The organism is Stenotrophomonas sp. YJH_SMC_131, assembly GCF_059367975.1.
This window is the reverse complement of record NZ_JCAFRJ010000005.1, coordinates 202,684-216,358: the sequence shown is the minus strand read 5'-3', so window position 1 is coordinate 216,358 and position 13,675 is coordinate 202,684. Positions and strand designations below refer to the sequence as shown.

At 63.4% G+C, this 13,675-nt stretch carries 11 protein-coding genes; all 11 read right to left on the bottom strand.

The annotated features are described in order from the left end of the window. Positions 1 to 129 precede the first annotated feature (129 nt). On the bottom strand, positions 130 to 879 hold the full coding sequence (locus AC5P56_RS12540) for a hypothetical protein (protein ID WP_262217214.1): 750 nt from the start codon (positions 877 to 879) through the stop codon (positions 130 to 132). 824 nt (positions 880 to 1,703) lie between these two features. Further along, positions 1,704 to 2,567 (bottom strand): hypothetical protein, encoded by an 864-nt coding sequence (locus AC5P56_RS12535; protein WP_050483506.1) that lies wholly within the window; start codon positions 2,565 to 2,567, stop codon positions 1,704 to 1,706. Positions 2,568 to 2,642: 75 nt separating this feature from the next. After that, on the bottom strand, positions 2,643 to 3,074 hold the full coding sequence (locus AC5P56_RS12530; RefSeq protein ID WP_032958139.1) for a hypothetical protein: 432 nt from the start codon (positions 3,072 to 3,074) through the stop codon (positions 2,643 to 2,645). 131 nt (positions 3,075 to 3,205) lie between these two features. Next, complete coding sequence (locus tag AC5P56_RS12525; RefSeq protein WP_180886837.1) at positions 3,206 to 3,682, bottom strand: hypothetical protein; 477 nt, start codon at positions 3,680 to 3,682, stop codon at positions 3,206 to 3,208. Between the two features lie 214 nt (positions 3,683 to 3,896). Beyond that, complete coding sequence (gene guaA / locus AC5P56_RS12520) at positions 3,897 to 5,462, bottom strand: glutamine-hydrolyzing GMP synthase (protein ID WP_142234605.1); 1,566 nt, start codon at positions 5,460 to 5,462, stop codon at positions 3,897 to 3,899. After that, positions 5,459 to 5,938, bottom strand: a complete 480-nt coding sequence (locus tag AC5P56_RS12515; protein ID WP_099487872.1) for a hypothetical protein — start codon at positions 5,936 to 5,938, stop codon at positions 5,459 to 5,461. Before AC5P56_RS12515 ends, guaA begins: the two co-directional genes overlap by 4 nt. A 107-nt stretch (positions 5,939 to 6,045) precedes the next feature. Then, positions 6,046 to 7,503, bottom strand: a complete 1,458-nt coding sequence (gene guaB / locus AC5P56_RS12510; RefSeq protein ID WP_005416248.1) for an IMP dehydrogenase — start codon at positions 7,501 to 7,503, stop codon at positions 6,046 to 6,048. A gap of 233 nt (positions 7,504 to 7,736) precedes the next feature. Further along, positions 7,737 to 8,615, bottom strand: coding sequence for a bifunctional methylenetetrahydrofolate dehydrogenase/methenyltetrahydrofolate cyclohydrolase FolD (folD, locus tag AC5P56_RS12505; RefSeq protein WP_049402332.1), 879 nt, complete (start codon positions 8,613 to 8,615; stop codon positions 7,737 to 7,739). Positions 8,616 to 8,792: 177 nt separating this feature from the next. After that, complete coding sequence (locus AC5P56_RS12500) at positions 8,793 to 10,625, bottom strand: monovalent cation:proton antiporter-2 (CPA2) family protein (RefSeq protein WP_069117135.1); 1,833 nt, start codon at positions 10,623 to 10,625, stop codon at positions 8,793 to 8,795. 297 nt (positions 10,626 to 10,922) lie between these two features. Further along, positions 10,923 to 12,059, bottom strand: coding sequence for a molybdopterin-synthase adenylyltransferase MoeB (moeB, locus tag AC5P56_RS12495; protein ID WP_495231686.1), 1,137 nt, complete (start codon positions 12,057 to 12,059; stop codon positions 10,923 to 10,925). A 202-nt stretch (positions 12,060 to 12,261) separates the two neighbouring features. Then, on the bottom strand, positions 12,262 to 13,659 hold the full coding sequence (gene der / locus AC5P56_RS12490; protein WP_014646861.1) for a ribosome biogenesis GTPase Der: 1,398 nt from the start codon (positions 13,657 to 13,659) through the stop codon (positions 12,262 to 12,264). Positions 13,660 to 13,675 lie beyond the last annotated feature (16 nt).

The following is a 13,675-nucleotide window of genomic DNA, read 5'->3' as shown; positions in this document are numbered from 1 at the left end:
CAGGCCGCTTTCGGGGAAAGCGGCAGTCCAAAAGGGGTTGCATGTCGCCCTGCGGCCAAAAGCGGACGGCCGTCAGGGTGGAGTGATGCGGCACAGGACAAGTGCCTCTATAGTGCCGCCGCTACCCTCCTACTTCTGACTCGCGCACACTTCCTTGGTCGCTTCAACGCACACATCAGCGACTTTCCCGAGAAGTGAGGGCTTGGATGAACCATACAATGCTGTGACCGGATCCAACTTCGCTTTCACCGCAGGAACCCACCAGCGTGTTTCATACGTTAGCCGTCCCATTACCCACAAAATCCGCACTCGAAATCTCTGCACAGGGTCTAGTGCTTTGTGAAAATCCTTCGGAAGCCGAACGCCATCTGCCAAGGTTTCTTCGATCGGCCGCTGTCTCTCACGGATCAGCGCATCCAGCCTTTCTTTCAGGACCGCGACATCCCACCTGTGTGAGATATCGTTGCGAAGCTTCCTAAGGTGATTTAGCTCCTCAAGAACGTCCTCACTAAGCCAGGAGAACGCGTACGCGACCTGAATCCGTTGAGCTAACGCCGAGAGAGGGCCAAGACCGGAGAGCATCTCACCTCGTCCGCCTGGAACGGACAGTGGTATCTCCCTTTGATACATAGCCTTCAACAGATCGTCCCCATACGCGCATGCAATCACCGGAACAAACCGCTCTTGTTCTGACACGATCAACTTACACAGCGCCTTAAATTCCAAGAGAGGGAAATCAACCTGATCAGCCTCCTCGGCGAACTTTCGCGCTCGATGTTGTTCGAAGGCTTTGCTGTAGTTCCTAAAGACCTGCAGACCAGCCTTCTCTGGCTCGAGCATTTGGAGCTTCTCGATATCAGGATCTAGGAATTGAGGCATTAGTACTGAGTCCAGAATTCGTTGGGCGGTGCGACGTGGGTTCCGGATGGCTCGACTGTCAGGCGTGCTACCCGGCTCTATGGATCAACTGAACTCATCTCAGCACGGTTTGATTCACCACTCAAGTGTCGGCCTTCGGCCAGAAGCGGATCAACCAACGCCTTATTTAAACCGACCCGAAAAGCCAGTTCGGCTCGAATTAGCCGTCAGGGGGTTAGTCCAGCGCGATCTTCGCATTGCTCACACTCGAATCTAGGTCACTTGCCGCTGAGTCGACGCTGTAGGCTGCGGCCTGGATTTCTGGCACAACATCCTGCCAGTTATCGAAGCCGAAGCGGCTAGTGATCGACAATAGCTCGGACGATGCTGATTGGACCTTGCGAGACTGTAGAGCTACATCTGCGAATGCTGATTGGCTTGCTTCAATTGTGTCCCGGGCGTCCTGTAGCTCATCCTCCAACTGCGCCACTCTATCGTGGGAGCCAGAAAGCTCTGCCTGAAGATCTGCAACTTGACTCTCAAGATCGTCGACGCGAGCTTGATTACAGCCAACTAGTGACAGAAGGAGAGCAGGCGTAAGAATGAGCCGACGCATAATTTTATTAGTCCTGACCATTTAATAGCGGGCTCCTTGGTTCCGCTTGTACCATCCAGAACGCACCGTATGGCGGCCAGAGAGCCGTGACCACACCGCCCTGACCGTTCAGAGCTCGTGAGTCGCCTTAGCCACCGATTGGCTCACCAGCGTCCGCTTTCGGCCAGTGGCGGACGTTCGGCGCCCGAGTTAAGCCGAGCCGCGAAGCGGCTTCGGATTGAACGAATTGTCAGCCCTTCGCCTGCATCAGTCGCGAGATGGCTTTGTTGAGTTCCGCCTCATCCTTCAGTGCCTGCGCCAAGCGCTCTGAAAGCTCCGCAAGGACAACGCGGACGCTTATCGCAAGTTCCAAGCAGACCTCATCCGATTGTTGGTGCAGGCCTTCACTAAGCGCGGAATGCAAAAGCGTGAGCGGATTATGACCGTTTACGAGGAGTGCTTGTGGAACCGCGGGCTTGATGGTGTCGATGGCTTTACTGAACTGCGTTTCGGCTTTCGCGGCTTCGAGAGCCGCCAGCACCTCAGGAGGCGCACCAATCTTTTGTGAAACCTTCAATATCTCATCAATGATCCTGTTCTTTTGTCCTTCAATCACGCGCCGATAGTAGACAAACGCTCCAATACCGAGCCCCTGATTCTCACAGCGACGACCCCGCAAGAAAAGCTCGCGGTCAGGTCCGATCAGCTTGAGAAGGCGGGCGGGCGTGGGAGGCCCGAAATTGGGAAGCTCACCGAACTTATATGCATGCCCGGCCAGGCCGTCGCCATCTCGTTTGACGGCCAATGAGAATGTCTTCGTCGTCGCAGCACAATTGGAGCAACAGTAGTCAACGAAGAGAAATTGATAGTCGCTCGTTGGCACATCCTTGGAGCGCGGCGGTTGAACCGCCCGGAACACGCGCATTCCGTTGCACCGTTCATTTCCGCAGTGCAGATGCAACTCCGGCGCGGCAATGAAGTACCAGTGCGCACCACCACGCCACTCCATGGAGATCAGATCACTAATAACGGCCAGCGTTGCCGGTGGCGAAGACTCTAGAAACTCAGCCAGAGTCACTGGGGTACGCGGTTCTTCAATCTTCTGCTCGGACACAATGAACTCTCGATAGAAGAGCTAACGCCAGCGAAGCGGCGTCGGCTTGAGTGAATTGTTAGGTTGCACCGCTGCCTACCACTCGTAGTAGTGAGTGCCATCTTTGATCGAGGTGGGCTTCTTAATGTAGCCATCGCCCTCTAGGTGAATAGTGCCATTGCCGGATTGTGCGCCACCGAAAACACCACGGACTACGACCAGCCCATAGTTAACAAGCGTTCCCGCGAGCTTGCCGGAAGGCTCGATGGTCAAAGACGCGCCACGCTCTAGACTGGTGGTGCCTTGAATGGCGCCAAAGACAGTGACCGAAGCACGCGCAGCAATCGCAACGGTTCCCTGCTGCTGCCCGTTGATGCGTACTGTGGCTCCGATCTGAATATCGAGCGTTCCCTGTAATGTCCCATCCAGACACAGGGTGCCGCCCGAAGTTACCCGGACAGTGCCGCGATGCGTGCCGAGAAGCGTATGCTCGGAAGAGATAACAAGAATTTGGGAATGATCGCTCATGTTTTTAAGAATCCCTTCTTAAACTCTGAATTTTAAGCCGACCCGTGAGGTCGGCTCGGCTTGAATTAATTGTTGGGCATCAGCTCGTGAAGCCTACCCACTCGTTGGAGAGGTCATAACGCAACCAAATGTCATCGCGCGCATGGACCCAGTAGTCCTATCCACTCGCTGGAGAGATCGAACACATTGCGGAAGTCATTTCTAGCCGTGACAAGAACGCCAGTGAAATCACACCCAGGGGTAAACAGTAGGCTCACTCGATCATTTGCCTGAACAGTGAAGCCAGTCGGGTCAAGGTCGAGGTTGAACGCAAATAGGCCCGGAATGTTTGAGCTGATGTTGGGGTTGATTGATGAAGCTACCCGAGGATTTAGGCTGGAGCTTACACCCGGATTTATGCCGCTCGCCACGCGGTAGTTGAGGCTGCTTGCTACCTTTGGGTTGATGCTGCTGGCGACGCGCGGGTTCAGGCTTGAAGCAATAAACGGATTCTTGCTTGAGGCAATTCGCGGATTGAGATTGCTCGCGACCCGCGGATTTATCGAGCTTGCAACAAATGGGTTAATCGAGGGAGCGACGCGTGGATTTCTGCCTGAAGGAATGAACACGAATCTCTCCGTTGATGCCTAACCCCCCAATAGACGGACCTGCGGGCCCGGCAATACGACTCATCCACAAAGCACCGTATGGTGGGCTTTCCCGTTGACTTACCTCGATCTTAGGGCGGGAGGGCCCGGCTAACAAGCTGGCGTAGAACTGGACCAAGCACTAGCGGACACCACAAACAACAAGGGCGCCTCTAGGCGCCCTCGTTCTTCCAACTCACTCCCACTCAATAGTAGCCGGCGGCTTCCCCGAGATGTCGTAAACAACCCTTGAAACCCCCCGCAACTCATTGATGATCCGATTGCTCACCGTCCCCAGGAACTCATACGGCAGATGCGCCCAATGGGCCGTCATGAAGTCGATCGTCTCCACGGCCCGCAGCGCAATCACCCACTCATAAGCACGCGCGTCGCCCACCACGCCCACCGACTTCACCGGCAGGAACACGGCAAACGCCTGGCTGGTCTTGTCGTACAGATCCGCCTTGCGCAGCTCATCAATGAAGATGGCATCGGCCTTGGCCAGCAGCTCGGCGTACTCGCGCTTCACTTCGCCCAGGATACGCACGCCCAGGCCCGGGCCCGGGAACGGATGGCGGTAGACCATGGTGCGAGGCAGGCCCAGTTCAACGCCCAGGCGGCGCACTTCGTCCTTGAACAGCTCGCGCAGCGGCTCCACCAGGCCCAGCTTCATGTGCTCCGGCAGGCCGCCCACGTTGTGGTGGCTCTTGATCACATGCGCCTTGCCGGTCTTGCTGCCGGCCGACTCGATCACGTCCGGGTAGATGGTGCCCTGCGCCAGCCACTTCGCGTTCTTCAGCTTGTTCGACTCTTCGTCGAAGATCTCAACGAACAGGTTGCCGATGATCTTGCGCTTGGCTTCCGGGTCGCTCACGCCTTCCAGCGCCTTGAAGTAACGGTCGGCGGCGTTCACGCGCACCACCTTCACGCCCATGTGCTCGGCGAACATCGCCATCACCTGGTCGCCTTCCTGCCAGCGCAGCAGGCCGGTATCCACGAACACACAGGTCAGCTTCTCGCCGATGGCCTTGTGCAGCAGCGCGGCCACCACGGACGAGTCAACGCCGCCGGACAGGCCCAGGATCACTTCGTCATCGCCCACCTGTTCGCGCACACGGGCGATCTGGTCGTCGATGATGTTGGCGGCGGTCCACAGGGTCTGGCAACCGCACACGTCCACCACGAAGCGGCGCAGCAGCGCCTGGCCCTGCAGGGTGTGGGTCACTTCCGGGTGGAACTGCACGCCGTACCAGCGCTTTTCTTCGTTGGCCATGGCGGCCACCGGAATGCGGTCAGTGGTGGCGGTGATGGTGAAGCCCGGCGGTGCAACGGAGACGTGGTCGCCGTGGCTCATCCAGACATTCAGCTTCGGCTCGCCGCCGTGGTCGCTCAGGCCCTTGAACAGCGCATCCGGGTTGATCACGTTCACTTCGGCATGGCCGAATTCGCGCTGATCCGCCGCTTCGGTCGCGCCGCCCAGCTGCGCGGCCAGGGTCTGCATGCCGTAGCAGATGCCGAAGATCGGCAGGCCACTGTCGAACACTTCCTGCGGTGCGGCCGGCGCACCCGGCAGCGTGGTCGATTCCGGGCCACCGGACAGGATGATGCCCTTGGCGCCGAACGCGGCGATCTCGGCCGGGTTGTGGTCCCACGCCCAGATTTCGCAGTAGACGCCCAGCTCGCGGATGCGGCGGGCGATCAGCTGCGTGTACTGCGCGCCGAAATCGAGGATGAGGATCTTGTCGTTATGGATGTTGGTCATGGTGCCGTTCCAGTGGTGTTTTTCGCAGCGCCCGGCGCTTCAAGGCTCTGCGTCAGCGTGGCGATGAACGCCTCGCGTTGTTGAATATGTGAGGGGTCTTCCTCGTCCCAGCGCAGCATCAGCAGGCTGTGCGGCGCGTTGGGGTTGGCCCGGTCGGCGCGCGGCAGTTCGGCGATTTCCTGCACTTCGGTGCCGGGCACGATGCGCCGTTGCATGGCGTGCATCGGGTAACCGGAATCCACGGCGTTGCCCCAGAACGCGGACTGCGCGCTCATCCGTTTCGGCTCCAGCGGCCCCAGCTCGGCGATGACCACGGGATCTTCAAGCCTGTCACCCAGATCGGTAACGCACCGCAGGATGACCTGCAGCGGGCGCTCGCCGGTACCTTTCAGCAGCCAGCGCTGTTCGCCTGCGGGCTGCACCTGCCAGCCCTTCGGCAGCGAGAACGCGTTCTGGCAGGCCTGCACGTCCTGCAATTGCGAAACCGCCGCGCCCGGAGACCCGGAGCGCGGCGGCGGTTCGGACAACGAACAGCCTGCCATCAGCAGGCTGCCCGTAATCGCAAGAGCAGTTCGCAAGCGCATCAGGCGCGGTAGTTCGGCGGCTCTTTGGTGATCGTCACGTCGTGGACGTGGCTCTCACGCTGGCCGGCGCCGCTGATCTTCACGAACTTGGGCTTGCTGCGCATGTCTTCGATGGTGGCGCAGCCCACGTAGCCCATGGTGGCGCGCAGGCCGCCCATCAGCTGGTGGATGATGCCGCCCACCGGGCCGCGGTACGGCACGCGGCCTTCGATGCCTTCCGGCACCAGCTTGTCGGCGGTGGCGGCGTCTTGGAAGTAGCGGTCCTTCGACCCCTTCTCCATGGCAGCCAGCGAACCCATGCCGCGGTAGCTCTTGTACGAACGGCCCTGGTACAGCTCGGTCTCGCCCGGCGATTCCTCGGTACCGGCCAGCAGGCCGCCGACCATGATGGTCGAGGCACCGGCGGCCAGCGCCTTGCCGATGTCGCCCGAGTAGCGGATGCCACCGTCGGCGATCAGCGGGATGCGGTCCTGCAGGGCTTCAGCCACCAGATCGATCGCGGTGACCTGCGGCACGCCGACGCCGGCGACGACGCGGGTGGTGCAGATCGAGCCCGGGCCGATGCCGACCTTGACCGCGTCCGCGCCGCTGTCCAGCAGCGCCAGTGCGGCTTCGCCGGTGCAGATGTTGCCACCGATGACCTGCACGTTCGGGAAGTTCTTCTTGACCCAGCTGACGCGGTCCAGCACGCCCTGCGAGTGGCCGTGCGCGGTATCGACCACGATCACGTCCACGCCGGCGGCGACCAGCGCTTCCACGCGGCGATCGGTATCGCCACCCACGCCGACGGCAGCGCCGACCAGCAGGCGGGTCGACAGATCCTTGGCAGCGTTCGGGAAGTCGGTGTTCTTCTGGATGTCCTTGACGGTGATCAGGCCACGCAGTTCGAACGAATCATTGACCACCAGCACCTTTTCGATGCGGTTGCGGTGCAGCAGCTGCAGCACTTCGTCAGACGCGGCGCCTTCCTTGACCGTGATCAGGCGATCCTTCTTGGTCATGATGTGGCGGACCGGATCATCCAGCTCGGTCTCGAAGCGCATGTCGCGGTGGGTCACGATGCCGGCCAGCTGGCCGTCGCTGCCCACCACCGGCACGCCGGAGATGTTGTGCGCCTGGGTCAGGGCCAGCACGTCGCGGATGGTGGTTTCCGGGCCGACGGTGATCGGGTCGCGGATGACACCGGCCTCGAACTTCTTGACCTTGGCCACTTCCGCGGCCTGCTGTTCCAGGCTGAGATTCTTGTGGATGATGCCCATGCCGCCGAGCTGGGCCATGGCGATGGCCAGGCGGGCTTCGGTGACGGTGTCCATCGCGGCGGACAGGATCGGAAGCTTCAGCTTCAGGTCTCGGGTCAACCGCGTTTCGAGGTTGACGTCCTTGGGCAGGATGGTCGAGTGGGCGGGGACGAGCGAGACGTCGTCGTAAGTGAGTGCTTCAGCCTGGATGCGCAGCATCGGCATACCCGAGATGTGGGGAAGCGCGACATTTTACCCCTTTTTAGGAGCCAAGAACAGCAGTTTTGCTGACCAGAACTGGAACTTCGCGCGACACAGTGTCGCACCCGCTCACCTGTAGAGCCGAGCCCACGCTCGGCTGCTTTCCGCCAGACCGCGATGAGCCGAGCATAGGCTCGGCTCTACAGCAGGCCCAAGGCCCGGCGCCGCCCTTGGAGGGTGCCAACAGCAGGTCAGCTCAGCGCTTCCGCCGCTTCCAGCGTGTTCTGCATCAACGTGGCCACGGTCATCGGGCCCACGCCACCCGGCACCGGGGTGATCCAGCTCGCCCGCTGGGCGGCGGCCTCAAACCCGACGTCGCCCACCAGGCGGCCGTCGTCCAACCGGTTGATGCCGACGTCGATCACCACCGCGCCCGGCTTCACCCACTCGCCCGGCACGATGCCCGGGCGGCCCACCGCCACCACCAGGATGTCGGCGTTGCGCACGGCCTGTTCCAGCACGTCCTTGGGGGTGAACTTGTGGCAGCTGGTCACGGTGCAGCCGGCAATCAGCAGCTCCAGGCCCATCGGGCGGCCGACATGGTTGCTCACGCCCACGATGGTGGCGTTGCGGCCGCGCACCGGCTGGTCGGTGTGGCCCAGCAGCGTGGTGATGCCGCGCGGGGTGCACGGGCGCAGGCCGAACTCGCGCAGGGCCAGGTGGCCGACGTTTTCCGGGTGGAAACCGTCCACGTCCTTGCGCGGGTCGATGCGCTGGATCAGCCGGCGCGCGTCGGGGATGCCCGGCAGCGGCAGCTGGATCAGGATGCCGTTGATCTTCGGGTCGGCGTTGAGCTGGTCGATCAGGTCGAGCAGCTCGGCTTCGGTGGTACCGGCCGGCAGATCGTAGTCGTGTGCCTCGATGCCGACCTTCTCGGCGGCACGGCGCTTGTTGCGCACGTATACGGTCGAGGCCGGGTCGCCACCGACCAGCACCACGGCCAGGCCCGGGCGGCTGCCACCGGCCGCCACGCGGGCGTCGACGCGCACCTTCAGGCTGTCGAGCAGGTCCTCGGCGATGCGGCGGCCATCAAGGATGCGGGCAGGGTGCTGGGGGGCGGAATCGGTCATCGGGAGCAGGCGTGGGGCGGCGGGGACGCTATTGTCCCTGATTCAGGCCCCCTCGCCCACCGCAGGATGGGGTCCTGACGGGGTCGGATCCCTTTGCCACAGGCAAAGGGCTCTGACCCCAGCACGACGTAGCGGGTCAGAGCCCTTTCCGCTGGAAAGGGATCCGACCCGCAAACGTTATTCTTCCTCTTCCGGCACGTCCTGCGGGTTCAACGTCTTGCTTGCCCGCTTCGGCGCGGTGAACGGCGTCGGCGTCGGCACGCCCTGGGCTGAATTGCCGAACACCATCTTGGCGCCGGCATTCAAGCCACCACCGGCAATCTCCAGCTCGAAACGCTCGGCATCGCGGCGACGGATCTGCTCGGCAATCTCCACCGCGTCGTCTTCATCCGCACCCAGTTCCACCAGCGCGGCCTGGCCGAACAACACCGCCGATTCAAACGTCTCGCGGATCTGGAAATCGACGCCGGCATGGATCAGCCGCAGCGAATGTTCGCGGTCGAACGAGCGCACCATCAGCTTGGCCTGCGGGAACTCGTGCGACACCAGTTCAACAATGCGGTCGGCGGCCTCGGCCTTGTCCACGCACACCGCAATCGCACGCGCGGTGGCCGCGCCCGAGGCATGAAGCACGTCCAGTCGCGTACCGTCGCCGTAATAGATCTTGAAACCGAAACGCGCGGCGCTCTGGATCATCTCCACGTCGTTGTCGATGATGGTCACGTCCACGTCGCGCGCCAGCAGCGACTGGCTGGCGACCTGGCCGAAGCGGCCGAAGCCGATCAGCAGCACACTGCCGGACAGACCCTCGGCCTCGTCCACGCCGTCCATGTTCACCGTCGGCTTCGGCGCGATGCGCTTGTAGACCAGCACCACCAGCGGGGTCAACGCCATCGACAACACCACCACCGCGGTGAAGTTGGCATTGATCTCCAGGTTGATCACGCCGGCCGATGCGGCAGCGGAGAACAGCACGAAGGCGAACTCGCCGCCCTGCGCCATCAGCACGCCCCGGTCCAGCGCCTGCGCGTGGTCGCTGCCCATGATGCGCGCGACCACGTAGATGCACAGCGCCTTGGCCACCATCAGCGCCAGCACCAGGCCGAGGATCAGCTGCCAGTTGCCAGCCACCACGCCCAGGTCCAGCGCCATGCCGACGCTGAGGAAGAACAGGCCCAGCAGGATGCCGCGGAACGGCTCGATGTCCGCCTCGATCTGGTGGCGGAAGGTCGATTCGCTCAGCAGCACGCCGGCCAGGAACGCGCCCATCGCCATCGACAGGCCGGACAGCTGCATCAGCAGCGCTGCACCCAGCACCACCAGCAGCGCGGCGGCGGTCATCACCTCGCGCGCCTTCGATTCGGCCAGCACGCGGAACAGCGGGTTGAGCAGGAAGCGGCCAACCAGCACCAGGCCGACGATGGCGCCGACGCCGATCGCCACCGACAGCCAGCGCGAGCCTTCACCATCGGCGCTGCCCGCGCTGGGGCCCATCCAGGCCACCAGCGCCAGCAACGGCACGATCAGCAGGTCTTCGAACAGCAGGATCGAAACGATCTTCTGCCCCGACGGCAGTGCGATGTCGCCGCGCTCGGCCAGCAGCTGCATCACCACTGCGGTGGATGTGAGCACAAAGCCGGTGGCACCGATGAAGGCCACCTGCCACGGCAACCCGAACAGCTTGGCGATGCTGGTCAGCACCAGCGCACAGGTGACGATCTGCAGCGTGCCCAGCCCGAAGATTTCCTTGCGCAGGCTCCACAGGTGCGAGGGCCGCATTTCCAGGCCGATCACGAACAGGAACATCACCACGCCGAGTTCGGCGGTATGCAGGATGGCCTGCGGGTCGGAGAACCAGCCCAGCCCGAACGGCCCGATCGCCAGGCCGGCGGCGAAGTAGCCCAGCACCGAGCCCAGGCCGGCCCGACGGAACAAAGGCACCATCACCACCGCCGCGCCCAACAGGGCGACGACCTTGACCAGCTCGCTGGTCGCTGCTTCTACCGCCATGCGGTGCTTTCCCCAAGATCCAGAATCGCGTTCAACAATAGAGCAATGCCGATGACGGCAATAGCACGCATGTTGCGCCGGATTGTCTTGGAGATGGAACGATACCGGGAGTGACCCCCAGCATCATCCCGAAACCATGCATCCGCGTCGGTGGGTGCCAAGCTTGGTTGGCACAACCACAACCTATAGAGCCGAGCCCACGCTCGGCTGCTCTTCGTGCCGAGGCCAGAAGCAGCCGAGCACGGGCTCGGCTCTACAGTAGATCCACGCCATGCGCGGATGACGCCCCGGCCAGCCTCACCCACCCCGGCAGAACGCGGCGTAATCGATATACCCCGGGAACCGCACGCCCGGCGCGCACACCGGGCAATGCGGGTCCGGCCGAATGCCGGTCTCACGGAAGCGCATGCCCAGCGCGTCGAAGCGCAGCAGGCGGCCAACCAGCGGCTCACCGATGCCCAGCAGCAGCTTCAGCACCTCGGTCGCCTGCAGCACGCCGGCCAGGCCGGGCAGCACGCCCAGCACACCCGCCTCGGAACAGTTCGGCGCGAACTCCGGCGGCGGCGGCTCGGGGAACAGGCAGCGGTAGCACGGCGCCACGCCACGCTGGCGGCCAGCGTCAAACACGCTTACCTGGCCGTAAAAGCGCTCGATGGCGGCATACACCAGCGGCGTGGCGTGCTTGATGCAGGCGTCGTTGAGCAGGTAGCGCAGCGGGAAGTTGTCCGAGCCATCCAGCACCACATCCACCCCGGCCAGCAGCGCATCCACGTTCTCGGACGTGACCCGCTCAGGCACCGCCTCGACGTCGATCGACGGGTTCAACGCCAGCAGCCGCTCGCGCGCCGAATCGACCTTGAACTGGCCGACGCTGGCTTCGGTATGCACGATCTGGCGGTGCAGGTTGCTGCGCTCCACGCGGTCGTGGTCGGCGAAGCGCAGGTGCCCTACACCGGCGGCGGCCAGGTAGAACCCAGCCGGTGCGCCCAGCCCACCCGCGCCCAGCACCAGCACGCGCGACTGCTGCAGCCGGCGCTGGCCGGCCTCGCCCACCTGTGGCAGCAGCAGGTGGCGCGAATAGCGATCGTAGAAGTCGCGGTCGGCGGCGCTGGCCAGCGGGTGCACCAGCGGCAGCGACTGCTCGCGCCAGGCCACGGTGCCGCCCGTCACGGAAGCCACGTGGGTGTAGCCGGCCTCCAGCAGGAACTGCGCGGCATCGGCCGAGCGCTTGCCGCTCTGGCAGATCAGCAGGATCTCCTGGTCATGCCGCGGCAGATGCGCGGCCGGGTCGGCCTGCAGCTCGCCCTTGGCCACGCCGCGCGCGCCCTCGGCCATGCCGCCGGCCCGCTCGTGCGCCTCGCGCACGTCGATCAGCACCGCGCCATGGGCCAGGCGCTCGCGCGCCTGCGCGGGGGAAAGCTCTTGGATGCTCATGGCGGCATTATCGCGCACGTGGCGGCAGGCCGCGTTGACCAGCATCTGTAGAGCCGAGCCTATGCTCGGCTCTACGGGTCCACCGCAGGCCTGCGGTAGCGCCCGCCCTGCACCCGGGGTCAGATCCCTTTTCCGGAGGAAATGGGATCTGACCCCATTCTCCGCAACGAAAAAGGCGGCCCTGCGGCCGCCTTCTCGTGAATCACTTGCCCTTGACGTGCTTCATCAAGCGCCGCTTGGCCTTGACCTGCCGCTCGGTGAGGACGTTCTTCTTGCCCTCGTACGGGTTGGTACCCTCGCGGAAGATGAAGCTCACCGGCGTGCCGATCAGCTTGAAGCGCTTGCGGAAGAAGTTCTCCAGGTAGCGCTTGTATGACTCCTGCAGCTCCTTCAGGCGGGTGCCGTGCACGATGAAGGTCGGCGGGTTGGAACCGGCCGGGTGCACGTAACGCAGCTTGGAGACATGGCCGCGGATGGTCGGCGGCGGATTGGTCTCGTAGGCCACTTCCAGCGCCTTGTTCACTTCGCTGGTGGTGAAGGTCTTGTTCGCCGATTCGTGCGCGCGGTGCACCGCGCGGAACAGCTCACGCAGGCCGGAACCATGCTTGGCCGAGATGCGCACCGACTCGGCCCACGGCACGAAGCCCAGCTTCAGCGACAGCATGGTTTCAGCCTGCTCGCGCTGGTACTCGGTCAGGCCATCCCACTTGTTGATGGCGATCACCAGCGCACGGCCGGCATCGAGCACGGCACCGAGCACGGTGGCGTCCTGGTCGGTCACGCCTTCGGTGGCGTCGAGCATCAGCACGGCCACCTGGCACTGCTCGATCGACTGCATGGTCTTGACCACCGAGAACTTCTCGACGACCTCGTCCACGCGCGAGCGACGGCGCAGGCCGGCGGTATCGATCAGGCGGTATTCGCGGCCGTCACGCTCCAGGTCCACCGCGATCGAGTCGCGGGTGGTGCCCGGCACGTCGGAGGCGATCATGCGCTCCTCGCCGAGGATGCGGTTGACCAGGGTCGATTTGCCCACGTTCGGGCGGCCGACGAAGGCGATGCGGATGCGGTTCGGATCGTTGTCCAGCTCTTCGCCGCTGCCTTCTTCCGGCAGGCGCTGGATCACTTCGTCCAGCAGGTCGTCCAAGCCCTGGCGATGCGCGGCCGACACGGTCAGCATCTCGCCGAAGCCGTAACGGGCGAACTCCGAACGCACGGTGTCCTCGTCGGTGCCGTCGATCTTGTTGATCAGCAGCAGCGTCGGGCGCGACAGCTTGCGCAGCCAGGCCAGGATCTCGTCGTCCATCGCCGAGGTACCCTCACGGGCGTCGACCACGAACAGGATCAGGTCGGCTTCCGCCGCAGCGGCGCGGGCCTGGCGGGTGGTAGCCCCTGCCAGACCCTCTTCCTCTTCCGCGATACCGCCGGTGTCCACGACGAGGAAATGATTGTCCTCGTCCAGCCGGCAGACACCGTAGTTGCGGTCGCGGGTGACGCCGGGCTGGTCATGGACCAGCGCGTCACGGGTGCGGGTAAGCGCATTGAAAATAGTCGACTTGCCGACATTCGGCCGTCCAACCAGGGCGACCAAAGGCAGCATCGCGATTACTCCAATT

Coding starts and splice junctions, on each gene's coding strand:
- AC5P56_RS12540 (WP_262217214.1), bottom strand. CDS start 879: ATGCCTCAATTCCTAGATCCTGATATCGAGAAGCTCCAAATGCTCGAG.
- AC5P56_RS12530 (WP_032958139.1), bottom strand. CDS start 3,074: ATGAGCGATCATTCCCAAATTCTTGTTATCTCTTCCGAGCATACGCTT.
- guaA (WP_142234605.1), bottom strand. CDS start 5,462: ATGACCAACATCCATAACGACAAGATCCTCATCCTCGATTTCGGCGCG.
- guaB (WP_005416248.1), bottom strand. CDS start 7,503: ATGCTGCGCATCCAGGCTGAAGCACTCACTTACGACGACGTCTCGCTC.
- folD (WP_049402332.1), bottom strand. CDS start 8,615: ATGACCGATTCCGCCCCCCAGCACCCTGCCCGCATCCTTGATGGCCGC.
- AC5P56_RS12500 (WP_069117135.1), bottom strand. CDS start 10,625: ATGGCGGTAGAAGCAGCGACCAGCGAGCTGGTCAAGGTCGTCGCCCTG.
- moeB (WP_495231686.1), bottom strand. CDS start 12,059: ATGAGCATCCAAGAGCTTTCCCCCGCGCAGGCGCGCGAGCGCCTGGCC.
- der (WP_014646861.1), bottom strand. CDS start 13,659: ATGCTGCCTTTGGTCGCCCTGGTTGGACGGCCGAATGTCGGCAAGTCG.